The 26,230-nt window shown below is 59.4% G+C and carries 20 protein-coding genes; 16 read left to right on the top strand and 4 right to left on the bottom strand.

Annotation, left to right across the window (positions count from 1 at the left end):
- Positions 1–40: 40 nt before the first annotated feature.
- Both FDP08_RS13675 and FDP08_RS13670 read left to right on the top strand, forming a co-directional pair.
- Positions 41–1,159 carry a transglycosylase SLT domain-containing protein gene (locus FDP08_RS13675; protein ID WP_345789448.1) on the top strand — a complete coding sequence of 373 codons (1,119 nt, stop codon included), beginning with the start codon at positions 41–43 and terminating at the stop codon, positions 1,157–1,159.
- A 15-nt stretch (positions 1,160–1,174) separates the two neighbouring features.
- On the top strand, positions 1,175–1,939 hold the full coding sequence (locus tag FDP08_RS13670) for a sulfite exporter TauE/SafE family protein (protein ID WP_137436681.1): 765 nt from the start codon (positions 1,175–1,177) through the stop codon (positions 1,937–1,939).
- Positions 1,940–1,958: 19 nt separating this feature from the next.
- Here FDP08_RS13670 and FDP08_RS13665 read toward each other — a convergent pair whose 3' ends face one another.
- Entirely contained in the window at positions 1,959–4,313 is a 2,355-nt protein-coding gene (locus FDP08_RS13665) for a sensor domain-containing diguanylate cyclase (RefSeq protein ID WP_137437340.1), read from the bottom strand.
- 230 nt (positions 4,314–4,543) lie between these two features.
- Here FDP08_RS13665 and FDP08_RS13660 point away from each other — a divergent pair, with 230 nt between their 5' ends.
- The 6 genes from FDP08_RS13660 to FDP08_RS13635 all read left to right on the top strand — a co-directional run bounded on the left by FDP08_RS13660 (position 4,544) and on the right by FDP08_RS13635 (position 8,397).
- Positions 4,544–5,341: a MotA/TolQ/ExbB proton channel family protein gene (locus tag FDP08_RS13660; RefSeq protein ID WP_137436680.1), complete on the top strand. Its 798-nt coding sequence runs from the start codon at positions 4,544–4,546 to the stop codon at positions 5,339–5,341.
- A complete protein-coding gene (locus tag FDP08_RS13655; RefSeq protein ID WP_137436679.1) occupies positions 5,328–5,729 on the top strand; it encodes an ExbD/TolR family protein in 402 nt (133 codons plus the stop codon). The genes FDP08_RS13660 and FDP08_RS13655 overlap by 14 nt, the downstream gene beginning before the upstream one ends.
- On the top strand, positions 5,726–6,136 hold the full coding sequence (locus tag FDP08_RS13650; protein WP_137436678.1) for an ExbD/TolR family protein: 411 nt from the start codon (positions 5,726–5,728) through the stop codon (positions 6,134–6,136). Before FDP08_RS13655 ends, FDP08_RS13650 begins: the two co-directional genes overlap by 4 nt.
- Positions 6,136–6,855, top strand: a complete 720-nt coding sequence (locus FDP08_RS13645; protein ID WP_137436677.1) for an energy transducer TonB — start codon at positions 6,136–6,138, stop codon at positions 6,853–6,855. The genes FDP08_RS13650 and FDP08_RS13645 overlap by 1 nt, the downstream gene beginning before the upstream one ends.
- 197 nt (positions 6,856–7,052) lie before the next feature.
- A complete protein-coding gene (locus FDP08_RS13640; protein ID WP_007155157.1) occupies positions 7,053–7,571 on the top strand; it encodes an Hcp family type VI secretion system effector in 519 nt (172 codons plus the stop codon).
- A 124-nt stretch (positions 7,572–7,695) separates the two neighbouring features.
- A complete protein-coding gene (locus tag FDP08_RS13635) occupies positions 7,696–8,397 on the top strand; it encodes a hypothetical protein (protein ID WP_137436676.1) in 702 nt (233 codons plus the stop codon).
- Here FDP08_RS13635 and FDP08_RS13630 read toward each other — a convergent pair.
- A complete protein-coding gene (locus FDP08_RS13630; protein WP_228263310.1) occupies positions 8,377–11,040 on the bottom strand; it encodes a nitrate reductase in 2,664 nt (887 codons plus the stop codon). The genes FDP08_RS13635 and FDP08_RS13630 overlap by 21 nt on opposite strands.
- 449 nt (positions 11,041–11,489) lie before the next feature.
- Here FDP08_RS13630 and FDP08_RS13625 point away from each other — a divergent pair, with 449 nt between their 5' ends.
- From FDP08_RS13625 to nirD, 8 genes are all read left to right on the top strand, one after another.
- Positions 11,490–12,116 carry an ANTAR domain-containing response regulator gene (locus FDP08_RS13625; RefSeq protein WP_137436675.1) on the top strand — a complete coding sequence of 209 codons (627 nt, stop codon included), beginning with the start codon at positions 11,490–11,492 and terminating at the stop codon, positions 12,114–12,116.
- Positions 12,117–12,137: 21 nt separating this feature from the next.
- Entirely contained in the window at positions 12,138–13,394 is a 1,257-nt protein-coding gene (locus tag FDP08_RS13620) for a CmpA/NrtA family ABC transporter substrate-binding protein (RefSeq protein ID WP_137436674.1), read from the top strand.
- Positions 13,395–13,596: 202 nt separating this feature from the next.
- Positions 13,597–14,952: a CmpA/NrtA family ABC transporter substrate-binding protein gene (locus FDP08_RS13615; RefSeq protein WP_137436673.1), complete on the top strand. Its 1,356-nt coding sequence runs from the start codon at positions 13,597–13,599 to the stop codon at positions 14,950–14,952.
- 24 nt (positions 14,953–14,976) lie between these two features.
- Complete coding sequence (locus FDP08_RS13610; RefSeq protein ID WP_137436672.1) at positions 14,977–15,972, top strand: ABC transporter permease; 996 nt, start codon at positions 14,977–14,979, stop codon at positions 15,970–15,972.
- A gap of 180 nt (positions 15,973–16,152) precedes the next feature.
- Complete coding sequence (locus tag FDP08_RS13605) at positions 16,153–17,022, top strand: ABC transporter ATP-binding protein (protein ID WP_228263365.1); 870 nt, start codon at positions 16,153–16,155, stop codon at positions 17,020–17,022.
- A 284-nt stretch (positions 17,023–17,306) separates the two neighbouring features.
- Entirely contained in the window at positions 17,307–18,545 is a 1,239-nt protein-coding gene (locus FDP08_RS13600; protein WP_137436670.1) for an NAD(P)/FAD-dependent oxidoreductase, read from the top strand.
- A 29-nt stretch (positions 18,546–18,574) separates the two neighbouring features.
- A complete protein-coding gene (nirB, locus tag FDP08_RS13595; protein ID WP_137436669.1) occupies positions 18,575–21,088 on the top strand; it encodes a nitrite reductase large subunit NirB in 2,514 nt (837 codons plus the stop codon).
- 199 nt (positions 21,089–21,287) lie between these two features.
- Positions 21,288–21,656 carry a nitrite reductase small subunit NirD gene (gene nirD, locus FDP08_RS13590; protein ID WP_137436668.1) on the top strand — a complete coding sequence of 123 codons (369 nt, stop codon included), beginning with the start codon at positions 21,288–21,290 and terminating at the stop codon, positions 21,654–21,656.
- Positions 21,657–21,816: 160 nt separating this feature from the next.
- On the opposite strand, the gene FDP08_RS13585 is transcribed toward nirD, so the two are convergent.
- Both FDP08_RS13585 and FDP08_RS13580 read right to left on the bottom strand, forming a co-directional pair.
- The gene (locus tag FDP08_RS13585; RefSeq protein ID WP_137436667.1) at positions 21,817–24,972 is read right to left on the bottom strand and encodes an efflux RND transporter permease subunit; all 3,156 of its coding nucleotides are present in this window, start codon (positions 24,970–24,972) and stop codon (positions 21,817–21,819) included.
- Positions 24,972–26,054: an efflux RND transporter periplasmic adaptor subunit gene (locus FDP08_RS13580; RefSeq protein ID WP_228263309.1), complete on the bottom strand. Its 1,083-nt coding sequence runs from the start codon at positions 26,052–26,054 to the stop codon at positions 24,972–24,974. Before FDP08_RS13580 ends, FDP08_RS13585 begins: the two co-directional genes overlap by 1 nt.
- Positions 26,055–26,230: the final 176 nt, after the last annotated feature.

Genomic DNA, 26,230 nt, shown 5'->3' with positions numbered 1-26,230 from the left:
TTGTTATTCTTAACTCTGGAGATTGAGGGAACTAGCGTCTATGAACAAGAGTCCCAGGCGTCGCTCACTTGCTGCCGCTTTCGTAGTCATGTCCATTATCGCACCAATTCTGTTCGCCAGCGAACAACCGCCGGAGCCAGCAGATAACTGGACCAGTATCGTCCGCAGCTCTCCCTACTGGGTAAGCCAGGGGGTTTATCACAACATCATCACTATCCGGCGTTGGGTGCTGAAGGAGTCCGGGTACTGCTCTGACACAGATCGCCATATTCTGTTCGATATGCGCGGCCAGTTCCTTGGCTATATTGACGATGAGAGCAGCCGCGAAGGTACCCAGAAGCGCCTGAATGACACCAGGCGTTCACTGGCCGCCAGCGGGCGTGCCGAAAACTGGGCCATCGGCGGCCCTGGCACAACCGGCTACCCTTTTGCACTCGCCTGCGACCAGCCCCACGTCAATCTGGACGAAGCTGTGGCCCGTTATCTCGGCACGCTGCCCTCCGAGCTGATCTGGGGTGCCTGGGATGACCTTTCGTTTGCATCACAGGGTAAACCCGAACCCCTCCACGACGCCCTGATGTATGTCTACGGAACACGCCAGCAACAGCAACGAAATAACGTGCCGGCAACACTGCCGAAATACCTTGCCGGACAGGTGCTGATCGAAAGCAGTGGCCAGCAACGGGCCCACTCCACCGCAGATGCCAAAGGCATACTGCAGCTGTCACCGTCGGCGCTCAGCGACTGCCAGATCAAGCCGTCCAACCACTGGCACCGACTGGCACAGATTGATTGTGCACTCAGGTTAATGAACCAGAATGCGCGCAACCTGCAGGAACCGTTTGACCGGCGCTTTGGCGAGTTACCCGCCGACAAACGCGACCAGCTCTTTACCCTGCTGCTGGTTCAGGCCTATCACGGCGGTGCGGGCCGTGTAGAAGCCTTGCTGGATGATGACACCCTGTCCAGACCTGCCGCCTACTTTGCCCGTGAGCATGAGAACTTCAGCGCCGGGGATATCGCGTTTGGCATGGTATTTCACAATCTGGGACGGGACCGTTTCGGCCTGGCGTCTCTGTACTATGTGGCGGACGTTCAGCTCGCCACGGAGGCGCTGTGCAGCACTGCGCGTCTTGGCAAAACGCCTTTCTGTGAGTAATACCGGGAGTCCGCGTTGGAACTGACACTCATTCCGGAGGGCCTGACCACCACAACCGCCGGCATCCTGCTGATAAGTTCGGTCATAACCTCCATGATCACCGCCAGCCTGGGCGCCGGTGGGGGCGTGCTGTTACTGGTGTTGATGGCATTGTGGATCCCGCCTGCGGCGATCATTCCGGTCCACGGCATGATCCAGCTGGGTTCCAATACGGGACGGGCAACCCTGACCTGGCGCCATACCGACTGGAAAGCCATTGCGGCGTTCGCGCCCGGGGTGCTGGTGGGCGCTGCTCTTGGCGCCTGGGTATTGGTGGATCTGCCAACCTACCTCTGGCAGCTGACGATCGGCCTGTTTGTACTCTACCTGTGCTGGGGGCCGGCATTGCCGCGGGGAGTGTTCGGCAGCACCGGAATATTCCTGGCCTCCGGGCTTACCAGTTTCATCAGCCTGTTTGTGGGAGCAACGGGCCCACTGGTGGCATCCTTTATCAAACAGATGCACGCTGACCGATTCACCACCGTGGCTACTTTTGCTACCGCCATGACGCTTCAGCATGCCCCGAAAGCCCTGGTGTTCGGGCTTGCCGGCTTTATGTTCCGGGACTGGCTATTGTTTATCCTCGCAATGATTGCCTTCGGTTTTGCCGGTACCTGGCTGGGGCTTCATGCACTCAGCTCCATGAGCAACCGGCACTTCACCCGCATGTTCAATATCCTGCTCACGCTACTGGCCCTGCGTCTGCTCTGGCAGGCAGGGGGCTCCGCAGGCTGGTGGTAGAGCTCTTCACGGGGCCGGGTCAGAGAGGGCGGGTCTGATCCGGCAGAGGAACGGTCACTACCTGGTTGCGACCACGGGCCTTGGCGGCATAAGTACCATCATCGGCTCTTGCCATTACCTCACGGGGGCCGTAATCGGCTTTGGACATTTCCGTCAGACCAATGCTCGCCGTGACACCAAAGGATTTGCCGTCCTGCTCGATGCGGATGGATTCAATGCCCCGGCGAATGGTTTCTGCCAGTTCCTCAGCGCGCTGCAGACCACAGGCGGGCAGAATAATGCCGAACTCATCACCACCTAAGCGAGCTGCTGTATCAGATTGCCTCACGGACGCCCTGAGCAGATCCGAAAGACGCCCGAGCAGGTCATCCCCCATCAGGTGCCCACCTTCGTCATTGACCGGTTTGAAGTGGTCCAGGTCAATCAGCATCAACACACTGGAAACCGTCTTTTTGCTGGCATCGCCCAGGCATTTCACCAGGGATGAGTTGAAGGCACGTCGGTTGAGCAACCCGGTGAGGCTGTCGTGGGTTGCCTCCCAGGACAGCCGCTCTTCTTCACGACGGCGCTCGCTGTCATCCCGGATCACCAGTATCAGCTGATGATTGTCACTGCCCCGGTGCAGGTGCAGCATGGCAAGGTCCACATCGAAAGCCCGCCCGCGATTGTTCCTCATCGTCGCGTAAAGGCTGTCTGCATCTGCGCTGCGCAGGTAGTCGTCTGGCTCCCAACGGTGGTTTTCGCTTTCTATCTCGACGCGCTCAAAGAAATTGGCCTGCTCGCACCCCTCCGGCAACCCCAGGAAACCACAGGCAGCCGCATTGGCATAGCGGATAACACCGTCGACATCCAGCATCAACACACCTTCCTGAAGGACACCAAGAATGCTGTCGGCCCGCTCCTGCTCTTCAGCCAGTTCCGCCTCGATTTCCAGTTCATGGGTGATATCCCGAACCACCGTAATGGTACCCAGCGTTCGCTCTTCCGTACCAAATACTGCCGTCATCACATCCGCCCACACCAGTTGCTGGTCGTTCCGGGTCTTCAGGCGGAAACGACCGAGGAAAACAGCGTTGTTATTCAGCGCCCCCCTCCAGTCGTCCACGGCACTGGCACGGTCCTGCTCATACACCTTTTCAATCAGCGGCGTATGCAGCAGGTCATTGGCATCTATTCCGACAATCCGTTCGAAAGCAGGGTTAACGAATTCAATCCGGCCCAGTACATCGGTCTGGATAATGCCAATTGGCGCACTCTGGGTAAGAGAACGGAAGAACGCCTCACGCTCCGCCAGCGATGCCATCACTTCATCCCGTTCTTCCATAACGGTGTTGAAGGTTTCTGCCACCTGGCGGATTTCCGAACCGCCGGCAACGTCCACAGGCTCGGTGCGAATCCCCAGATGACGCTCACTGATCTGCAGCCCGAGTTTGTCAAGGGGCGCCATCAGGCGCCGGAACACCACCAGCGCCAGCGGTGCCGCTACCAGAATGACAATCAGCAACACCAGTACAAAACTGTCAGTCAGCCGGCTGACAGGTGCATAGGCTTCCCGTTCGGGCCATACGGCAGCCACAAACCAGGGCACCTGGGACATCTGCCGTATCGACATAATGGTATCCGTACCTTCCTGGTTGCTGGTTCTCAGTGTGCCTTCAAATCCTCCCATGGCATCACGCAGTACCGGGTTTTCGAGCCGTAGTGGGGTCATTGTTTCACCAGTTCGCCCGTGGGCAAGGGTCACACCGTTGCGGGTCGCAATGCCGATATAGCCGGTCTTGCCGATGCGCACCCCGCTTATTTCCTTCATGAAATTGTCTCCGGCAAGAAGCACTGCACCACCGAGAACCCCGATAAACCGCTGACGATGATCAAAAATGGGCGAGGTAACCATGATCGCCGGCTGGTCCTGGTAGTTCGACACATAGGGTTCGCTGATAACCGGAGTCAGCTGGTTCGAGGTTTGCTGGAAATACTGGCGCTCACTCACGTTCAACCCGACCTGCTGGTATTGCTCCGGGTATTCGGCAATAACATCGCCGCTGGTATCGAACAGGTAGATCCCGTCAAACAGATGCTGGAGCGCAATTTCACGTCGGATGAGTACGCGGGCCCGGGCGGTCAGTACGCTCTCTTCCATGGCAAACCCCTCGGCAACATGGGCGAGCATATTCCGTCGTTGCGCGAGGCGCGTATCCAGATCACCAGCGACGAGATCTGCGATCGTCTCAACCTGCTCGCTGGCCTGGGCCTCAAGTTCAGCACGACTGACCAGTGAGCTGACCACCGCCACCGCCACCGCTGAAAGCACAATGGCAAAGAGCACAAAGGCGACAGCCCGGTTGACGAGACTGACAAACCAGCGCTTCCTCATCACGGCGAGCAGCCCCCCGATTCCGAAAACCGTTGGCGGAACACAATAAATGTTTCACAGGGGGTACCAGACATCTGGCTCACAGGGCAAAGCACCGTTTGTTGTAATTAGTTGTAATTGATCGTCATTCAATAGTTTAACAGACAGTTGGCAACCAGGAGGTTACAGGACTTGCAAATTCAATGATAATCGTTATTATTTAGATCTATTTAACGATTGAGGTTCTCCTGATGTCAGACCCCCTGCTCACCGACGCCACCGGACTCAGTGCCGGCCCGGTCAGTCAGCTGATGGAAATGGGCGGCCCTGTAATGATGGTGCTGCTGGCAATTGCAGTTGCGGGCCTGGTGACCTTCGTTTACCTCATGTTATTCGGGACTTTTTTTGCCCCCAGATTCACCGCAAAACTTAAAAAGGCCATTACGGTTTGGCAACAAAAGCCCGGCAGTGAAGTGCCCGGTCAGCTGCAGCGCAACGCCGGCCGCTACCGCCGTCTGAACCCGCTGCATGGTCTGGTTGTTGATACCATGAACGCCCGCCTGAAAGGCACCGACCCACAGCATATCCGGGAAACCGTCGCCAGGGACGCCCACCACGCCCTGGAGCCTTTTGAGGCGCCACTGAAAATCATTGAGGTGATCGCTGCACTGGCACCGCTACTGGGACTGCTGGGCACGGTAATGGGCATGATGGAAGCGTTCAGCGCCATGGCCGCCACCGAAGGCCGGGCCAATGCGTCCCAGTTGAGCGGAGGCATATACGAAGCCCTGACCACCACCGCAGCGGGCCTGGTGATTGCCATTCCGTTTGCCGCTCTGGCAGCCTGGATAGAATTCCGTCTTCGGCGGATCCAGAAAACCATCAACAGTGCGCTCGTCAGCGTATTATCCGTGCCACTGGGAGCGCCCGAAAGCTACGAAGTCACGGAGAACGCAGAACCTGGGACAGACACCACGCATGCTTCCCGTCGTTTTGCCAATTATTCCGGAACCGGACAGCAGGGCCGCCTGGCCAATGCAACTGGTTGAACCAAGACCGGCACGGCCGGTTCCCATCCGCATTACCCCATTGATTGATGTGGTTTTTATCCTGCTGGTGTTCTTCATGCTCACCAGCCGCCTGCTGCCCGTGAGCTTCATGGAGCTGAGCAACAGCACCGGCGATACCAGCCCGGTCACCGGAGAACCCGTGCCCGAAGTAACGGTACAGCGGGATGGCAAAGCTCAGTGGAAAGGGGAAACCTGGACAGTTGAGGCGCTTGTCAGCGAACTGAGAGCCAGCGGTGTGAATGAGATCAATCTGGCCACTGCATCCGCCACTCGCCTGACGGATTTCACCACCGCCTACAGCCGGTTATCCGACAGCGGCATCACCACCCACTGGAAGCGTACACCGCAGCCCGCGGAGCAACCATGAGCGATCTGGTACCACCGCCGGTCACCTCCGGCAAGTCCCTTATGGAGCGCCTGGAAGATGCCCTGCTGCCCCTCATCAACCTGGTGTTCCTGCTGCTGATGTTTTTTATCGTGGCAGGCCAGTTGTCGGATACGCCGTTACCGGATCTTCCCGGCACCGGGGATCAGGCAGGCAATGAGCGGCCCCACGCGGACCTGGTCGTTACCGCAGCCGGGGAGTGGCAGGTAGAGGGGCAAACCGTTGAGGCGAACGACTTTCCAGACGCGCTACCGGCTCCGGATGAAGAGTCCCCCCTTAAAATAGCGGCCGAACAGGACATTGCCATGACAGACCTGGAAATCCTGCTTCGCGTGCTTGAGGACAACGGCTACGGGGAAGTCATCCTGCTGACGGAGCCTGCCAACTGATGGGTGCCAGTAAAACCGTCCGCAGCCTGCTACTGATCATTGCCATTGTCATTACCGCCACAGCGCTGGTGATTGCTACGCCTGAACGGGTGCCCGAACTGACGCCACTGGGGGATTCGGCTGTCAATTCCGCTCCGGCACTGCGGATATCCCTGGCCGGGCCCCAGAAACCGAAGGATCCCGATACCCCCGAAACAGAGGTTCAGGAGCAACCGCCGGAACCTGAGCCAGAACCTGAGCCAGAACCTGAGCCAGAACCTGAGCCTGAGCCTGAGCCTGAGCCTGAGCCTGAGCCTGAGCCTGAAGTAGTGGAGCCGGTTGCCGAAGCCAACACAACGGAAAGTGAAAACACTTCAGAAGAGCCCACGGCAAAAACTGCCGAGGAAGAGAACCCCAATCAACAAGTGAAACTCACTGCCGGAGACTCCTCCGATGTAGACAGCTACCTCACCGAACTGAGCCGGCACCTCAGCCGGTTCTACGAATACCCGCGCCGCGCCCGCCGCCTGGGACAGGAGGGCTCTCCGGTTCTGGTGTTCGAATTCAGCCGCGACGGCAAACTGGTGCAGTATTTCCTGCGCACGTCCTCGGAGCACTCACTGCTGGATTACGCTGCTCTGGACATGCTTGAGGATGCCGAACCTCTGCCCCCGGTGCCGGACTCCATGAAAGGCGAGACCTTTACCTACGCCCTGCCGGTAAGATTCCGTCTGCGCTGAGCAATTTATTGCCCTGCCAGCAAGATCTCGCCCCGAAGCCAGCAACAGATTGCCTGAACAACCTCGATCCATTTGCCAGGATATTCTTACTAACTGTTATTAAACATCTTTTCATTTCTGGCACGGCCTTTGTTAATGGGTAAGCGTCCAGGGAGAACCCGAGGACACTTATTCATTCAATCGTCATGGAGCAGACTATGCCAACTCCTTGTTATATCAGCATCGAAGGCCAGACCCAGGGTAACATCACCGCCGGCGCATTCACGTCCGATTCCGTAGGCAACATCTACGTTGAAGGTCACGAAGACGAAGTGCTGGTTCAGGAATTCAGCCACGTTGTAACCGTTCCGACTGACCCCCAGTCCGGTCAGCCTTCCGGTCAGCGCGTTCACAAGCCGTTCAAGTTCACCTCTGCGCTGAACAAAGCCACACCGCTGATGTACAACGCACTGGCTTCCGGTGAAATGCTGCCGAAGGTAGAGCTGAAGTGGTACCGCACCTCCGTTGAGGGCAAGCAGGAGCACTTCTTCTCCACTATCCTGGAAGATGCCACCATCATCGACATCCAGTGCAACATGCCGCACTGCCAGGACGCCGCCAGCGCTGACTTCACCCAGCTGGTTACCGCTTCCCTGTCCTACCGCAAGGTCACCTGGGAGCACGCCGTTGCCGGCACTTCCGGTGCAGATGACTGGCGTTCGCCGATCGAAGGCTAAGCCTTCCGGTCCAGTCAGTCACAACGGCCAGCCCTTGCTGGCCGTTGTTGTTTTTACGGGAAGCCCCGTACGAGGTATTATAAAAGAATGGTAGCTCTCCCCTCCTTCTGCACGCGTCTGGCCCATGACTATTGAACCTTCCAAAGCCCACAGGTTGGGCCAGCTCATGTGCGAAACCACCAGTGCCATTCTCTGGTCCCCCGCACAAAACTGGGTCCGCAACCAGGCTCCGGCCACAACCCTGCTATGCCGGGTCGGCTCCGGCCAGGCTACCTATCATCGATTTGACCCGCGCCTGAAACAGCACCAGATCACCTACGGCAAACGCATGATCATGGCCAAGCACCAGCCTGACGCGGTGGCCGGCTGGCTTTCCGGGCGGGAGATACGGCAGCGCAAGTATTTTGATGGTGAGGTCACCACACTGAATCTGCTGGCACACACCTGTTGCCACGAATTCGCTCACCTGCTCCAGCATATATCCGGCCAGCGCTATCATGGCTCGGTTCACAACAGGCATTTCTACCGGATACTGGATGAGCTCCACGGCAGCGGCGGGGCCGACGCCGCCAGGCGCCACCTGGCAGAGCAGGCAGAGAGTGCCGGCATGCCGGTACCCGACGAGACTATCCAGGCTCCGGATACTCGCCTGTTAATGTCGAAGTGGGCGGTAGGGGACGCGGTTGGCTTTGGTGCCGGCAGGCGCCAACTGCAAGGCACGATTATCCGGGTGAACCGCAAGACCTGCACGGTAGAGGGTACCGGGGACTGCCGGGGATTAAGATACCGGGTGCCGGTGGTTCTGTTACGCGCGCTCGCTGACTGAGGCCTCAATCAGGTGTCGCAGCTCCGGAATGCAGGAGCCGCAGTTGGTCCCGCAACGAAGCTGTTCTCCCAGCGCTGCCACGGATCCAACACCACCGGCAATGGCGGCTCCGATCTGGTGTTCACCCACCTGAAAACAACTGCATATGATGGCTCCCGGGTCTTCCACATCCACATCCCGGGCCGCCAACAGGGCTCGCCGGCTGGATTCCGACAGCGTCGGCTCGGAAAAACAGTCATCCAGCCAGCCTGCGTCGGGAATTCTGGCGGGGTCCTTATCCACCATGAACACGGCCTCCAGCTGGCCATTGACGATTCGGGCTGCACGGAAGCACCCCTGTGCCGGGTCGGACATAACCACATGGGCCGTCCCGCCAAGCCAGTCATTCATCGCATCCAGCCACGTGATGGGCTGGCGGCCGGCGACCCACCAACTGTCACAGTGATTCAGCGGTACATGACACCAGTAATCCGACGCCCAGCGCCGGGGGCGTTCACGTCGAACCAGTAGCCGGCCGTGCCAGCTGGCACGGAATGGTTTTATGGCGGCGCGACCGTGTTTAGCTTCGGGCTGGCCGGAGACGGGATCCGTTACCGATTCGGTCAACACGGTAGCCACGCCGCTGGAGGCAAACTGGCGGTTCCAGTGGATGGGAATGAAGACTTCCCCCGGTCGCTGTCCATCACTCTGACGCACACGCCCCACGAATTGTTCATTGTTCAGGGTCAGCCTTGCAAGATGGCCTTCCACCAGGTTCAGCCTGGCCATGTCGTGATGATGAATTTCAACAAATGGCTCTGAACGGTGAGCCAGTAATCGCGGTGCATTGGCGGTTCGGGTCATGGTGTGCCACTGGTCCCGGATACGACCGGTATTGACCACCATGGGGTAGTCGTCACAGGTTTTCTGTTCGGGCAGAACGGTGTTGATGGCAACGAAGCGGGCGCGATGGTTGTCGGTAACAAAACGACCGTCCGCAAAAAGCCGTGTCGAGTCGGTGACACCAGAGCCCGTCAGTACAGGCCATTGCACCGGCTCCAGAGCGTCGTAGTCATTGTCAGTCAGGTTTACCAGACCGGCGAGATTGAAGATGCGCTCGCCACGGTTTTCATGGGCCGACAGGGCGGCGTGCTCGCGGAATATGTCAGCAGGCTTGCCGTAATCAAAGGCACCTCCGAAGCCCAGCTTTCCCGCCACCGCGCTGATTATCCACCAGTCCGGTTTCACCTCGGCTGGCAGGGGCAGGAAGCGTCGCTGGCGGGAAATCCGCCGTTCCGAGTTGGTTACCGTGCCGTCTTTCTCACCCCAGCCTGCGGCAGGAAGCAGGATGTCCGCCAGGGCGCTGGTATCGGTATGGGCCACGCAATCAGACACAATCACCGTCGGACAACGTGCCAGAGCGACCCGGACCCGTGCCGAATCCGGCAGGCTCACCGCCGGGTTGGTGCCCATGATCCAGATCACCCGGATATCGCCCCGGTGAACCGCTTCAAACATGTCCACCGCCTTCAGGCCAGGACCATCAGCCACCTGGCTGGTTCCCCAGAACCCTGCCACCCGTGATCTTGCCCCGGGGCTGTCGTAGTCCATGTGGGCGGCCAGTGTGTTGGCCAGACCACCCACTTCCCGGCCACCCATGGCGTTGGGTTGGCCAGTCAGGGAAAAGGGCCCGGCACCAGGTTTGCCAACACGGCCGGTGGCCAGGTGGCAGTTGATGATGGCATTGCCCTTGTCGGTGCCGGCGACGGACTGGTTAACCCCCTGGGAGAAGCCGGTGACCGTGCGAGGCGTCGATGCAAACCAGCGATAGAAGGTTTCCACATCTTCCCTCGACAGGTCACACTGCTCGGCCACTGACCCGACATCCGGGGCTGCAGCCCGCGCGCTCACCAGAGCTTCATCGAATGCCTGGCAATGGGCATCAATATAGGGCTCGTCCAGCCCACCCTGATCAAACAGCCAGCTCAACAAGCCGTTAAACAATACCGTGTCAGTACCGGGGCGCAGGGCCAGGTGCAGGTCCGCCAGCTCGCTGGTTGCGGTGCGGCGGGGGTCGATGACCACTACCCGGCGCCCTTCCTGGGCCGCGGCTTTCATGCGTTGGTATAGCACCGGGTGTGCCCAGGCCGCATTACTGCCCGCCAGCACCAGCAGATCCGCCAGCTCCAGGTCTTCATAACAGCCGGGCACCACATCGGCACCAAACGCCCGCTTGTGGGCCGCAACCGCAGACGACATGCAAAGCCGGGAGTTGGTGTCTACATTGGCCGTGCGCAGAAAGCCCTTGGCCAGTTTATTGGCCACGTAATAGTCTTCCGTCAACAACTGGCCCGACAGGTAGAAGGCCACAGACTGCGGCCCATAAGTTTCAATGCTGTTGCGGATAGCGCCCGCCACTTCGTCAAGCGCCTGGTCCCAGTCAGACTTGCGCCCCCTGACCAGCGGATACAGCAATCGCCCTTCCTGCCCGGTGGTCTCGTGCAGACTGGCACCCTTGACGCACAATCGTCCATGGTTCGCGGGATGGTTGGCGTCTCCGGCTACCGGCTTGCGGGTGTCAGGGTTTGCCATAACGCCACACCCGACCCCGCAATAGGGGCAGGTGGTGTGAACAGATGGGTTGCTGGCTTTCTGCGAATCCACGATATCTCCTGAGCATCACAAACACACAAAAAAGCCCGCGATGCCCGATCTGTTGCTGAACAGACAGTGCATGCGGGCTTCTTTGCCACAATTAAGCACCGGGCCTGCATCTTGCCCGGTGTTTTCACGAGGTGTTGCCGCTTATGTGCAATTCCAGGGCCATCATCGGCAGAACCTATCGCCAACAGCACTTCCGCCCCTGTGAACAGTGGATTGACCGGGCAATCCGGACTCAAAACAGTGCAGAACCGCAGGAAACGCCCAACGACAGCGCAGATTTTTATCCCTGAAAAACTGAAAAAGAATGACGAATTCGGCTGACGTCCCGGTATCAAAGGCCTTCCAATACCCTGGCAGATTTATTGCTTTCACCTCTGTACAAGGCAGAAAACGCTTTGCCGAATGATTAGCCATTCGCAGTCAACGACTGTTCAGTTAAGGAAACCACCATGAATTCGCCAGAACCCCTTCGCATCCTTCTGATCGACAAGGACCCCGAACGGGCAAGCCAGGTTTGTGCCGCACTCAGGCACGAGGGCCATGAGGTAATCCGCCAACGCCCGGATGCCACCGGGCTGACCGCAGCGGTGGCCCGTGACCAGCCGGACATGGTGATCATTGATATGGACTCGCCGGACCGGGACACCCTGGAAAACATGAGCACCCTCAATGCCCACGCACCCAGGCCCATTGTCTTTTTTGCCGACCAGCCCGGCGACCGTGCCACCATTCATGCAGCAGTAAAGGCAGGCGTCAGCGCCTACGTTATGGACGGCATACAGCCGGAACGGGTTCGCTCCATTATTGATTCGGCGGTGGCTCAGTTCGAGTCCTTTCAGGCGTTGCGGACCGAGTTAGAGGAAACCCGCTCGGCGCTGGAAGATCGCAAGACGATCGAGAAGGCCAAGGGTCTGATCATGCGGCATGAGCACTGTGACGAGGAAACGGCCTATCGCATGCTGCGCAGTTCCGCCATGGAGCACAGCGAACGCCTGGCCGTTATGGCGCGCCGCGTTATTACCCTGATCGATAGCCGAAGCCAGAAATCGGGCAGGCCAATCCAGAAAGCCTCGTAACGGCCCCCGGACGGAGTCGCAATGGTTCACCCCACCCCGCTTCACAGACACCCCGGATTCCATGTCCGGCTTGGCTTTGTACCGCTGCTGGACAGTGCTCCACTGATTGTGGCCCGTGAACTGGGCCTGTTTGATGCTGAGGGGCTCGACGTAGAACTGGTGCAGGAGGGCTCCTGGGCTTCTCTGCGGGACAAGGTCACCTTCGGGCTTATCGATGGCGGCCACATGCTGGCACCCATGCCGCTGAGCATGTCCCTGGCTATTGACCGGCCGAAAGTACCGGTCGTGGTGGGCATGGTGCTGAGCCGCAATGGCAATGGCATCACCCTGGGTAACAGACTGTTTGGCGAGCTGCTGCGCTCGGCAACGAATCTGGACAATCCCATCGCCACTGCTCGCGAACTGATCAGCCTGGCAAGACACCGAAGGGAACCAATACGCCTGGCCTCTGTCGCGCCCTGGTCCAGCCACGACCTCCAGCTTCGTGACTGGCTGGCATCCGCCGGCCCGGATGCGGAACATCATATCCAGATTATCCCGGTGTCCCCGATTCAGATGGTCGATGCCTTCCGCTCGAATGCGATTGAAGGCTGTTGCGTTGGCGAACCCTGGAACAGCCTGCTTGAGTACGAAAATCTGGGGCGCATCCTTCATTCCGGCCACCAGATATGGCAGAACGCGCCGGAAAAAGTCCTGGGCATGCGGGCAGACTGGATGTCGCAGCACGGCGTGATGTACCGACACCTGGTGCGCGCCCTGCTCGCTGCCTGCCGGTGGCTGGACAACCGCCACAATCATCACCTGCTGCGTGAGATTCTGGCGAAACCGGAATACCTCGGCGAGCAGATCAACGTACTGGATGACCATCCCTACAGCCTGTTCCATCCACGGCTGGAACAACACTTCTTCCGCCATTCCGCCAACTTTCCCTGGCTCTCCCAGGCGCACTGGCTGGCCTCCCGGCTGACACTCCGGGGACAACTGGGCCCCGTCAGCGGTGCCATGGTGCGTCAGGTAATCCGGCCTGACCTGTTCCGGGATGCTGCGGCCTCCATGGGTATCGACACGCCGGTTATCGACAGCAAGTTGGAGGGGCGACACCAGCTGCCGTTTACTCTGTCCGGGCGTTACGGCCCCGTTGCCGTGGCCAGTGACAGACTACTGGGAGAACGGCTCCACGACTGGAGGGCAGACAGTCAGGACAACATCAGCCCGCACAACAATGAAGCGTTGCGCACTAAAACGGCCGCCAGAACCGGGCCGGAACAGGGAAAATAAAAGCGGGTCTCTAATATTTTATATACGTTTCAATAAATTAGAGAACTGGCACGGCGACTGCTTACCATATTCCAGACGATCTTGAATCCACTGCACGGTTAATCGGCAGTGAGAGAAACTGAAAATCATCAGGCATTGGCGCCTGCGCTTCGGAAACGGAGGGCAGGCTTTTTTTTGCCTGAAATAACACCGGGAGAGCACCATGCAACTGAAAACACTGGCAGCCACATTATTGATCCTGACAGGAACCGGCACAGCACAGGCTGAAATAGGCCCTGCGGAGAAGCCGGACCTAAGGCTCGGTTTCATCAAACTGACCGACATGGCGCCACTGGCCATCGCCTGGGAACAGGGCTTCTTTATGGATGAGGGCCTGTTTGTGGAACTGGAAGCACAGGCCAACTGGAAAGTGCTGCTGGACGGCGTGGTAACCGGCACTCTCGACGGCGCCCACATGCTCGCCGGCCAGCCATTGGGGGCCACCATCGGCTACGGCACCCAGGCAGACATCATCACCGCGTTCAGCATGGACCTGAACGGCAACGGAATCACCGTCTCTGACGACGTCTGGGAACAGATGACCCCACACATCGACAAGAATGAACAAGGTAAGCCCGTCCACCCCATCAGTGCCGCCGCCCTGAAACCGGTAATCGAACAGTACCGTGACGAGGGTGAACGCTTTCGCATGGGGATGGTGTTCCCGGTCTCCACCCACAATTACGAGTTGCGTTACTGGTTGGCAGCCGGCGGCCTGAACCCGGGTTTCTATGCCCCCCAACGGGGTGACACCAGCGGCAACATAGACGCCGATGTGCACCTGTCAGTCACCCCGCCACCGCAAATGCCGGCCACTATGGAAGCCGGCACCATCCAGGGCTATTGCGTGGGCGAGCCCTGGAACCAGCAAGCGGTCTTCAAGGGCATCGGCGTGCCAGTCATCACCGATTACGAGATCTGGCCCAATAACCCCGAGAAGGTATTCGGGGTTACGGAAGCCTGGGCCGAAGAGAACCCGAACACCCACCTTCGACTGCTGCGGGCATTGATCCGCGCTGCCCACTGGCTGGACGAGAACGACAACGCCAATCGCGAGGAAGCAGTGAAAATCCTGTCCCGCTCCAGCTACGTCGGCGCTGACGAGGAAGTGATTGCCAACTCCATGACCGGCACCTTCGAGTACGAGAAAGGCGATGTACGAGAGGTGCCGGACTTCAACGTGTTCTTCCGCTATTACGCCACCTACCCCTATCCCTCCGATGCCATCTGGTACCTGAGCCAAATGCGCCGCTGGGGCCAGATTCCGGAGCCGAAATCCGACGACTGGTACATGGAAACCGCGGCCAGGGTCTACCGCGCCGACATCTACAAGGAAGCCGCCCGCTCGTTGATTGAAGATGGCACCCTGAGTGCCGACGACTTTCCTGACCTGGACGGCGAAAACTTCACCCGCCCACACCAGGGTGAGCTGATCGACGGCGTGGCCTTCACTCCGAGGGAGCCGAACGCCTACATCGACAGTTTCGAGATTGGCCTCAAAGGCCCGCAAACCCCTTAAGCATTGAGTGTCAGGAGACATCACATGACAACGCTCAGCCAGACCGACTCGTTATCACAAGGCCAACGATGGCTCCGTGCACTGACTGAAAAACTCTCCGGCCTCAGCCTGGCCGAAGCCGGACGCCAGTTGCTGCTGCCCGCCATTGGCATTGCCCTGTTCCTGGGCTTCTGGCACTTGGCCGCCCCACAGGTACAGACTTCCCTGGGCGCCTTCCCGGGCCCGGCCCAGGTGTTCGAGCAGACTGGCCAGCTCTGGCAGGAACACAGCAACCAGCGGGACCGTGCCGCCCAGTTCGTGACCATGCAGGAACAGCGCAATGAGCGAATCCTGGCGGAAAATCCGGACGCGGAAGTGAAGATCCGTGATTACCCCGGAGCGCCCACGTTTATTGACCAGATCTTCACCAGCCTGGGCACCGTGCTGGCGGGTTTCGTGCTGGCCACCATTATCGCCGTGCCTCTGGGCATCATCATCGGCCTGAACCGCCACTTCGCGGCGGCGATCAACCCGCTGATCCAGATCTTCAAGCCGGTATCGCCACTGGCCTGGCTGCCGCTGGTGACCATGGTGGTCTCCGCCACCTACGTCAGTGACGACCCGATGTTCGAGAAGTCGTTCCTGACCTCGATGATCACCGTTACTTTGTGCAGCCTCTGGCCCACGTTGATCAACACAAGTGTGGGTGTCTCAGCAGTAAATCCAGACTTGTTGAATGTTTCCAAGGTCCTTCGCCTGTCGTTCTGGACCCACGTTCGCAAAGTCGTGCTGCCGTCATCCGTTCCTATGATCTTTACCGGTCTGAGAGTGTCACTGGGCATCGCCTGGATGGTGCTGATAGCGGCCGAAATGCTCGCCCAGAGCCCCGGCCTCGGCAAATTCGTCTGGGACGAATTCCAGAACGGCAGCAGCGAATCCTTGAGCCGCATTATGGTCGCCGTTCTCGCTATCGGCTTTATCGGATTTTTACTGGACCGAATCATGCTACTGATTCAGAAAAAAGTAGCCTGGAACGAATAGGACTCGGCATAGAGCTGGCAGGGAGAGTGATCCGGGGACGTCAAAAACAGGGATGTTTTTGTCGAGCGTACCGGGACGTATTCACAGCGTGCCCCGGACCACCCTCCCTGCCAGCTCGTACTCCGAAACAAGAGGAGAAAGAACATGAGTAAGTCACACCTCGAATTGACCAATGTACAGATGGCCTTTGATACCAAAGATGGGCCATTCGTGGCACTGGAAAACGTCGATCTGAAGATCCGCAAAGGGGAATTCGTATCTCTTATAGGCCACTCGGGCTGCGGGAAATCAACGGTGCTCAACATTGTGGCCGGTTTGCTACAGGCTACTCGCGGTGGCTGTGTGCTCGACGGGCATGAAGTGAATACACCGGGGCCAGAGCGGGCAGTAGTTTTCCAGAATCATTCATTGATGCCTTGGCTGACAGTGTATGAAAACGTGGAGCTGGCCGTACAGCAGGTGTTCCGCAAATCCATGAGCAAAGCGGAACGGAAGGAGTGGATCCTGCACAACCTCAAACTGGTCAACATGGACCACGCTCTGGACAAACGCCCCGGTGAAATTTCGGGAGGCATGGCGCAGCGGGTGGGGATCGCCCGCGCGCTGGCCATGAAGCCCAGTGTGCTGTTGATGGACGAGCCGTTCGGGGCGCTGGATGCGCTGACCCGGGCCCATCTTCAGGATTCATTGATGGAAATCCAGCAAGACCTGAACAGCACGGTGATCATGATTACCCACGATGTGGACGAAGCGGTGCTGTTGTCGGACCGGATTGTGATGATGACCAACGGGCCGGCTGCCACCATTGGTGAGGAATTGCACATTGAACTGGAAAGGCCCCGCAACCGGGTAACTCTCGCCGATCACCCTCAGTATGTGCGCTATCGCCAAGCCGTATTGTCATTTCTTTACGAGAAGCAGCGTTTCCCCGGCAAGGGAGAGGATGAGCAGAATGAGCCAACCGCCAAGGCAGAAGCGCCCGAGCAGGATGACAACTCGAAGGATGTTGATAGCGACCGTTCTGAAAGCCCGGTTCGCCGCATCGCCTGAGATCAATCAGGCAGACCCGTACCGATCAAGAGCACTCATCCGGTGCACGTCGCCCTGTCAGGGCGCACAGATTTCGGATCTGCTCTAAAGCATCTAGAGATAAGATACTGTAAATAAAAGATTAATTATGTTGGCACGGCCTTCGCTATTACAAAGATAGGGAAGAACGTCCCGGCCACGGATCGGCCGGACCATCAGATCATTGTTGTTGGCATTGGCGCCGGACTATCGAGTCCCTTCGGGGATCAGATGCTCCGGCTTTTTTTGTTTGGGCAGAGAGGGGGATGACGATCGTGAGAGCAGCAACAGGACAGACTCTCGTTATCTGCGGGCACGGCATGGTGGCCCAGCGTCTGCTCGAAAAGCTGGTTGAGCAGCCGCAGAACCCTTTCGAGCAGATCGTGGTGTTTAACGGTGAAGCAACGCCGGCCTACAACCGCATCCAGCTTTCGGCCGTACTGGCCGGCGATGCCAGTGAGGACAGCCTGCAACTGCAGCAACCCGACTGGTACCAGAAGCACAATATTGAGGTACACCAGGGCGATCCGGTTGTTGCCATCAACCGTGCGGAGAAAACCATCAGTACCGAGAGCGGGTTGGTTCAGCCGTATTCCCGCCTGGTGCTGGCCACCGGTTCCCGTTCCGCCAGTCTGGACCTGGACGGTGAACACCTGGAAGGCGTGATGGGCTTCCGGGACCTGCAGGACACCCGCCGGCTTATCGACATCAGCCAGCGCCAGCGCCGGGCTGTGGTCATCGGTGGCGGATTCCTGGGCCTGGAGGCCGCCGAGGGGCTTCGAAGCCGCGGCATGGCGGTCACCGTTCTGCACCGCAGCAGCCACCTGCTGAACCGGCAGCTCGACCGCGCCAGTGGCGAGCTGCTTGAAGAATCCCTGACTGACCGAGGACTGTCGGTTCGCACCAATACCTCTCCGGTAGCACTGCTTGGCCGCAACCTCGTGCGTGCAGTGCAACTGGATGACGAAACCCTGATCAGCACCGACCTGGTAGTGATTGCCGCCGGCATTACCCCGAATACGGAGCTGGCCCGCGAGGCCGGCCTGGATTGCGACAGGGCCATCCGGGTGAACGCGCAACTGCAGACCAGTGATCCCCACATCCATGCGCTGGGCGAATGTTGCCAGGTCGAAAACCAGACTTTCGGGCTGGTAGAGCCGGGGTATCAGCAGGCGGAAGTGCTGGCACAGGTGCTGTGCGATCCGGACAGCCAGGCTGTCTTTGAGACATCCATTATTGCCACACGCCTGAAGATCAGCGGCATTCCCATTTTCTCCTGCGGCCAGACCGAAGCGGACGCGGATACCGAATCCGTGGTCTGGCAGGACTATGAAACCAATCGTTACTGCCGGCTGCTGGTTCGCAACCAGCGCCTGACTGGCGCCGTGCTGTTCGGCGAAACCAGCGACGGCCCCTGGTACAGCGAACGCATTCAACAGGCCGATGACATCAGCTCCTATCGGGCCCAACTGGCCTTTGGCAAGCACTACTGCGAAGCCGCGTAAGGCGGCCGGGAACAGAGAGAGGAATTACCATGAGCAAGAAAACCCTGATCGTGATTGGCAACGGCATGGTCGGCCACCATTTCCTGGAGCAACTGGTGGCGACGCCCGCTGCAGCGGACTTCGACATCAAGGTATTTGGCGAAGAGAAGCTGCTGGCGTATGACCGGGTTCACCTGTCCGAATATTTCGGCGGCTCCACCCACGCCGACCTGGCCATGGGTACCGCCGACTGGTACGCGGAAAATAACATCGACCTGCGCCTGTGCGAACAGGTCACCGGCATCGACCGCGACAATCAGACCATCACCACACCGGTGGGCGAGTACAGCTACGACGAACTGGTGCTGGCCACCGGCTCCTATCCGTTCGTACCACCCATCAAGGGCAACGAGCACCCCCACTGCCTGGTGTACCGAACCCTGGAAGACCTGGACAGCATCCGCGCCAGCGCTGACGGCGCGAAAACCGGCGTTGTGGTGGGTGGCGGCCTGCTGGGTCTGGAGGCGGCCAATGCCCTCAAAAGTCTGGGGCTGGATGCCCACGTGGTGGAATTTGCACCCCGCCTGATGCCGGTGCAGCTCGACAGTGATGGCGGCGCCCTGCTCAAGCACAAGATCGAGGAACTGGGCGTGCAGGTGCACACCGAGAAAGCCACTACAGAGATCATCGAAGGCGAAGACGCCCGCCTGCGGATGAACTTCAGTGACGACTCTCATCTGGAAACCGACCTGATTGTATTTTCCGCCGGTATCCGGCCCCAGGATGCCCTCGCCCGCGCCAGTGACCTGGCCATGGGCGAACGCGGAGGCATTGTCATCAACGACCAGTGCACCACCTCGGACCCGCACATCCACGCCATTGGTGAATGCGCCCTGTGGAGTGAGAAGATTTTTGGCCTGGTGGCCCCCGGCTACACCATGGCCCGCACCCTGGCCTCCGTGCTCAGCGGTGACGAGGAAGCGGCCTTCACCGGCGCCGACATGAGTACCAAACTCAAGTTGCTGGGTGTGGATGTGGGCTCCATCGGCGATGCCCACGCCCAGACCCCGGGTTCCCGCAACATCCGTTTCAACGATGAGCAGGCCGGGCACTACCGACGCATGGTGATCAGTGAAGACGGCAAGACGCTGCTGGGCGCCATCCTGGTAGGCGATAACAGCCATTACGACACCCTGCTGCAATACGCCCTCAACGGCATTGAGTTGCCGGAACAGCCGGAAACCCTGATCCTGCCGGAAAGCCAGGGCGGCGCCCCGACCCTGGGCCCGGATGCGCTGCCGGAAACGGCCTCGATCTGCTCGTGCCACAACGTGTCCAAGGGTGATATCTGCGGCGTGATTGATGCCGGCTGCAGCGACCTGGGTTCAGTCAAGACCGAGACCAAGGCCAGCACCGGCTGTGGTGGTTGCGCCGCCCTGCTGAAGAACGTGGTGGACAGCGAGCTGGAAAAACGCGGCGTGGAAGTCAGCAAGGACATCTGCGAACACTTCCCGTACAGCCGCCAGGACCTGTTCAACATCGTCAAGGTCAACGGCATCCGCACCTTCCGCACGCTGATCCGCGAGCATGGCAAGGGCCATGGCTGCGACATCTGCAAGCCGGCGGTGGCCTCCATCCTCGCCACCTGCTGGAACGAGCACATCCTGGCCACCGACCACGTGCCGCTGCAGGACACCAACGACACCTTCATGGCCAACATGCAGAAGAACGGCACCTATTCCATCGTGCCGCGCATACCCGGCGGCGAAATCACCCCAGACAAGCTGATCGTGCTGGGCGAAGTGGCCAAGGAATACAACCTCTATACCAAGATCACCGGCGGCCAGCGGGTGGACCTGTTCGGCGCCACCCTGAGCGAGCTGCCGGACATCTGGGAGAAACTCATCGCCGCCGGCTTCGAAACCGGCCACGCCTACGGCAAGTCCCTGCGCACGGTGAAGTCCTGCGTCGGCAACACTTGGTGCCGCTACGGCGTACAGGACAGCGTGGGCATGGCGATCACCCTGGAAAACCGCTACAAGGGCCTGCGCGCACCCCATAAGGTGAAAATGGCGGTGTCCGGCTGCACCCGCGAATGCGCGGAAGCCCAGAGCAAGGACTTCGGCGTGATCGCCACGGAGAACGGCTGGAACCTGTACGTCTGCGGCAACGGCGGCATGCGTCCGCGCCATGGCGACCTGTTTGCCACCGACCTGTCCGACGAGGAACTGATCCGTACCATTGACCGGGTGGTGATGTTCTACGTGCGCACGGCGGATCGCCTGCAGCGCACCAGTGTGTGGATGGAGAACCTGGAAGGGGGTCTGGACTACCTGAAACAGGTGGTTCTGGAGGACAGCCTGGGCATCTGTGACGAACTGGAGCAGCACATGGCGGATCTGGTTGGCACCTATCAGTGCGAGTGGAAAACGGCGGTTGAGGATCCTGAGAAGCGGAAGCGGTTCCGGGAGTTTGTTAATGCGCCGTCCAAGAAAGATCCGGTTCAACAATGGACTACTGAGCGGGATCAGAGGCGGCCTGTGGTTGAGGGGGAGCCTGCGTAGGACTGGTGGCTCGGGGGCGGAGCGCGGGGATGCGAAATATTTTTCCTTGGGAAAAGAACTCGCTTCGCTCAGACATCTTTTCCTGGCGGAAAAAATTTCGCACCCCCACGCTCATCAGGTCACCAGTTATCGCTGGTTATAGACTCCAGCGGGCTCGAGCCCACATTTTGAATAAACCGTATTGGAATTGGAGAACGTTATGAAAGCACGCACTTCCTGGGATGTTGTTTGTACCGTTGAGGACCTTGTGCCGGAGTCCGGTGTTGCAGTCTGGACTGAAGACGGGCCGGTGGCGGTGTTTTATCTGCCGCATCGGTTGCCGGCGTTGTTTGCTGTCAGCCATACCGATCCGTTTACCGGTAAGAACGTGTTGGCAAGGGGTATTACCGGTGATCTGAAAGGGCAGCCGGTGGTGGCTTCACCGCTGTACAAGCAGCACTTCAATTTGCAGACCGGTCGGTGCCTGGAAGATGAGGATGTAGCTGTTAAAACCTACCCGGTCCTGTTGGATGGCAACAACGTCCGGGTAGAAATCCCGGCAGTCAACAAGGAATCAGCCGCCGCATAACCGGTCATCACCGAGTCCCGAAAGCGGCCAGGCACAATGCCTGAAAAGCCGATTTGGGGGGGGGGGGTTATTTTTTCTGCCAGGAAAAAGGTGTCTGAGCGCAGCGAGTTCTTTTTCCCAAAGAAAAAATAACCCCCCCCCCGAAGCGGCGACTCCCCCATTACCGAACAGGCCGCTTATCCCGCCATCCCAGAACGAATACCGTAAGCGCCGGCAAAAAGGTAACAGTCACAGTAGCTGCCCCCGCCAGACCAAACAGAACGATAGCGCCGACGCCGCGGTAGAGCTCGGTGCCTTCGCCCGGCAGGAAGACCAGCGGTGACAGCCCGCAGATGGTGGTCAGGGTGGTCATGGCAATGGGTCGCAGGCGGGTTTCCACGGCGCCGATGACCGCATCCACCACCGAAACGTCCTTGTGTCGCAGATTCTGCCTTGCCTGTTCCACCACCAGGATCGGGTTGTTGACCACCGTTCCCATCAGAATCAGGAAGCCCAGCATGGTGATCATGTCGAAGGGCTGGCTCAGGGGCAGCAGGCCGATTTTTGGCAATAGACCGCCCACCAGGTTCATCAACGCCAGGCCAACGATGCCGCCAGCAATGCCCAGGGGAATGGCCGTCAGGATCAGCAGCGGGAAACCCCAGTGGGCGAAGATGGCCACCAGCAACAGGTACACGATCACCACCGCAATGATGAAATTGCCGCTCAGGGCATCACGGGTGGCGTTGAGCTGGTCGCTGGCGCCGGAGATGTCTATGGACACGCCGGTTGGCAATTCGCCGCTGTCACGCATGGCGCCTAGCAGTTCTGTCCGTACCCGTTCAACCCCGGCCTCCAGCGGCACATCATCCGGCGGGATGACGTTGAGGGTCACGGTACGGCGGCCATCCAGCCGGCGCACAGTGCTGGTGTCCACGGTTTCCTCGATGGTTGCCAGGCTCGACAACGGCAGGGTTGCACCCTGGGGCGTATGCACCATCACATCCGGAAGCTCGTCCAGGCTCGGGTTCCTGCCCTCGCTGCCATAGATATAAATGTCGATCTTGTCGTCATCCAGGAAGAAGTCGTCGACATAGGAGCCTTCTGTCAGCGAGGCCACGGTGAAACCGATCGCCTCGGTATCGAGGCCCAGTTCCGCAGCCCGACCCCAGTCTGGCCGCACCTGGATCAGTGGCTGGGCCAGCGAGAGGGTGGCGGGTTGAGTCTGGATGCGGGGGTCATCAAAAATCTCCCGCGCGCGGCCGTAGGCGATGTTGGAGACTTCGTAGATGGACACCAGATCCGGCCCGGAGATATCAAGGTTAATGCTGCGGGTGCCGCCGTCGTTGCTGGAAATAATGGAGCCCTTGGCGGCAAACGCACGCATGCCGGGAAACTGCTCATAAAACCCGGTGATCTGGTCCATCAGTGCTTCAATGTGCCGGGCGTTCACCGTTTCCGCGATAATCCGCACGTTGGTGGGGCTCACCCGCATGTTCAGGTAGGCCAGGGGCGGTATCGGGGTTTCGCCGCTTTCATAGGCTTCCGGGTCTGCCTGTACGTGGGGCAGGAAGTGATCTTCCACCTGTTTGGCGATGCTCTCCATCTCGGCGAGGTTGTAACCCGGCGGGGCATTCATCGAAGCGAAGGTTTTTGGCTCTTCGCCCTCAGGCAGGTATTCCGCCGGTGGGGTGAGGAACAGGATGATCCAGGTACTCAACGCAATGGTGCCCAGAATAACCGCGGCGCGCCTGAACGGCCCGCTGACCATCCGCCGCACGGCACCCACGATGGCGCCTGCCCATCCGCCAGACACCGTATTGCCAAACTGGTCGGTATCGGTTTCACGGATGCCAAAATCAAGCCGTGCACTCAGCATCGGAATGACAGTGACGGCCACCAGCATCGACGCGAAAATGGCTGAGGAAATGGCAATGGCCACGTCGGAATACAGCTGCCCGGCTTCCTCCTCGATAAACAGGATCGGCAGGAACACCAGGATGGTGGTCATGGTGGAGGCGAGTACCGCCGGCCACACCTCCTGCACGCCTTTCAGCGCCGACTCGAACTTGTCCAGCCCCAGGCGACGGTGGCGCTCGATGTTCTCCAGCACCACGATGCTGTTATCCACCGTCATGCCGATGGCAAAGGCCACGCCAGCCAGGGAAATCACGTTGATGGTACGGCCGGTGATCATCAGCCCGAGGAAGGCCGCGATCGCACATAAAGGAATACCCACCACGCCCACAAAGGTTGCCCTGGATGAACGCAGAAACAGGAACATCACCAGGGTGGCAAACACGGCACCGATGCCCAGGTTGGTCCAGACATTGGCAACTGACGCTTCCACATAACGGGCATCGTCGGCAGTCAGGGCCAGCCGCATGCCTTCCGGCTCCAGCACTTCCCGGTTGATGTTCTCCACCTCCTCCATCATCGACCACTTGATATCGATGACGTTGGAGCCGCTCTCCCGTCGCACCTGCAGGCCCAGCACCCGCTGACCGTTGATGTACGACAACTCGCGGATGCGGGAATGATCCTGCCGCACGCTCGCCACCTCAGACAGCCGGACCACACTGTCTCCGGTACGGGAGACTACCAGAGCGCGCAGCTCCTCGATGTCGCGGAATCGTCCGACGGTGCGCAGCAGGTAGCGGCGCTTGCCGGCATCCACTTCGCCCCCTGACACGTCCTGGTTGCGGCTGGTGATGGCATCCCGCAGGTCCAGCAGGCTAAGGCCGCGCTGTGCCAGCTTTGCTTCATCCACGGTGATCTGCATCTGCCGGTCGGCGCCGCCGCCCACTGATACTTCGGAAACCCCGCGCACGCTTTCCATGCGGGGGCGGACACGGTCCTCCACAAAATCGCGCATCAGGTCGATATCCAGCTCCCGGGGATTGCCCGGCAAGGTGGAAACCCGGAAATACATGAAGGCGTTGGAGGAGAACGAAGCCGCCACGATACGGGGCTCGTCGACGTTGGTGGGGTAGTTGGAAACCTGGCTGAGGGCGTTGTTCACCTGGATCAGGGTCTCGGTAATATCAACACCGAAGGGAAACTCCAGCTCGATCTCAGCGGCGCCACTGGAAGCAGAGGAAGCCATCTCGCTGAGATTCGGTACGTTGCGGAGATACCGTTCCTGCTCAATCAGGATTTCCTTCTCGATGTCCTGTGGTGTTGCCCCCGGCCACTGGGTTTCCACGGTGATCGTGCGGGTTTCCAGGTCCGGGATCATCTGCACCGGAATGCGCAACGCCGCTGCAACACCGATAACCGCAATAATCAGCGTGACCACGGTCACCAGGGTGCCGTGGCGAATGACTCCGGCAAACATCAGCGCGATCCCCGTTCGGCTAGCCGCACCCTGGCGCCATCCTCCAGGGATTCATTGCCGCGGATCACCACGTGCTCGTCGCCATCAAGACCACTGAGAATCTCCATGCGGTTATCAAAGCTGGAGCCCACTTCCACCCGTTTTTCACGCACTTCATAGAGGTCTTCATCTGCCGGCTCGGCGATCCACACTGTGACGCGGCCGTCGGGATAGCGGTTAATGGCATCCCGGGAAACGGTAAGGCCCTGTTCACCGGTGGAGACCCGCAGTGTTGCCTGCACCGCCATGCCGGGCAGAACCTTCAGCTCTTCCGGCCCGGTGGCCCGCAGCAGGAACGTTCTGGCACGGCTATCGCTGACCGGCAACAGGGATTCGATGGTGACCGGAACCGGTTTCTGGTCCGGACCTTTGGCCTGAACCAGTAGTTCGGAAGCGTCGGTGATGCGCTGGTAATAATCTTGGGGTACCCGAAAATCCAGCCTGAGGTTGGTGATATCCACCAGAGTCAGCAACTCGTCGCCAGGCGTCACCCACTCTCCCAGGTCACTGGCACGGTAGCTGATAACACCATCGAACGGCGCTTCAATGCGATGACGGTCCAGTAAAACCTGGCGCCGTTTTTCTTCGGCACGCAAACGAGCAAGGGCGGCCTCCGTGGCGGCAACCTCGCTCTCGCGGGCGCTGACTTCTGTCGCCGCAATATTACGGCCTGCCCCCACCGAACGGGCTTCGGTCAGCCGGCGTTGCGCCTCCTCCAACCGGACACGGGCTTCTGACGCCTCCGCACGGGCGCTTTCGAGCTCGAACTCAGCCTGTTCATCGTCCAGACTCATCAACAGATCGCCCCGGGCAACCCTGCCCCCGGTTTCGACCCGCACATCCTCAACAAGCCCAGCCACCGCCGTGGACAGCCGGGAGGTACGCAGGGCATTGACGGTACCGTTCAGGCTGACTTCGCTGATGATATCGGAGGTTTCAACCTGCTCCAGTTCAACCCCGGGGCGATCCTGCGCCTGGACCTGCGATAGCGCAAAACACCACAATCCGGCCAGAAAGCCCAGTCGCCTGACGAGTGGTTTCACTGAATGTCCCCTTTTGTCCTGCGCTGCTGTCGCGCTGAATTCTGTCTCTTGAAGCCACCATGAACCTACGTCGTGAAATCCCGGGCAGACCTGCCAAAGTCGGAGTTTCAGGCCTGTTCGGCCAGCAACCGGTACTTCCACCGACTCTTAAATGCTGCAACACTGTCTGTCAGACA

The organism is Marinobacter panjinensis (assembly GCF_005298175.1).
GTDB classification, from domain to species: Bacteria; Pseudomonadota; Gammaproteobacteria; order Pseudomonadales; family Oleiphilaceae; genus Marinobacter; species Marinobacter panjinensis.
The sequence above is the reverse complement of the archived record's forward strand: the minus strand, read 5'-3'. Positions and strand labels throughout refer to the sequence as shown.

Excerpts from the sequence above, each read along its gene's own strand:
- FDP08_RS13665 (WP_137437340.1), bottom strand. The coding sequence starts at position 4,313 with ATGAGGAAGCGCTGGTTTGTCAGTCTCGTCAACCGGGCTGTCGCCTTT.
- FDP08_RS13675 (WP_345789448.1), top strand. The coding sequence starts at position 41 with ATGAACAAGAGTCCCAGGCGTCGCTCACTTGCTGCCGCTTTCGTAGTC.
- FDP08_RS13620 (WP_137436674.1), top strand. The coding sequence starts at position 12,138 with ATGGTTCACCCCACCCCGCTTCACAGACACCCCGGATTCCATGTCCGG.
- FDP08_RS13655 (WP_137436679.1), top strand. The coding sequence starts at position 5,328 with ATGCAACTGGTTGAACCAAGACCGGCACGGCCGGTTCCCATCCGCATT.
- nirB (WP_137436669.1), top strand. The coding sequence starts at position 18,575 with ATGAGCAAGAAAACCCTGATCGTGATTGGCAACGGCATGGTCGGCCAC.
- FDP08_RS13625 (WP_137436675.1), top strand. The coding sequence starts at position 11,490 with ATGAATTCGCCAGAACCCCTTCGCATCCTTCTGATCGACAAGGACCCC.
- FDP08_RS13610 (WP_137436672.1), top strand. The coding sequence starts at position 14,977 with ATGACAACGCTCAGCCAGACCGACTCGTTATCACAAGGCCAACGATGG.
- FDP08_RS13635 (WP_137436676.1), top strand. The coding sequence starts at position 7,696 with ATGACTATTGAACCTTCCAAAGCCCACAGGTTGGGCCAGCTCATGTGC.
- FDP08_RS13600 (WP_137436670.1), top strand. The coding sequence starts at position 17,307 with ATGACGATCGTGAGAGCAGCAACAGGACAGACTCTCGTTATCTGCGGG.
- FDP08_RS13660 (WP_137436680.1), top strand. The coding sequence starts at position 4,544 with ATGTCAGACCCCCTGCTCACCGACGCCACCGGACTCAGTGCCGGCCCG.
- nirD (WP_137436668.1), top strand. The coding sequence starts at position 21,288 with ATGAAAGCACGCACTTCCTGGGATGTTGTTTGTACCGTTGAGGACCTT.
- FDP08_RS13585 (WP_137436667.1), bottom strand. The coding sequence starts at position 24,972 with ATGTTTGCCGGAGTCATTCGCCACGGCACCCTGGTGACCGTGGTCACG.
- FDP08_RS13640 (WP_007155157.1), top strand. The coding sequence starts at position 7,053 with ATGCCAACTCCTTGTTATATCAGCATCGAAGGCCAGACCCAGGGTAAC.
- FDP08_RS13615 (WP_137436673.1), top strand. The coding sequence starts at position 13,597 with ATGCAACTGAAAACACTGGCAGCCACATTATTGATCCTGACAGGAACC.
- FDP08_RS13605 (WP_228263365.1), top strand. The coding sequence starts at position 16,153 with ATGGCCTTTGATACCAAAGATGGGCCATTCGTGGCACTGGAAAACGTC.
- FDP08_RS13645 (WP_137436677.1), top strand. The coding sequence starts at position 6,136 with ATGGGTGCCAGTAAAACCGTCCGCAGCCTGCTACTGATCATTGCCATT.
- FDP08_RS13650 (WP_137436678.1), top strand. The coding sequence starts at position 5,726 with ATGAGCGATCTGGTACCACCGCCGGTCACCTCCGGCAAGTCCCTTATG.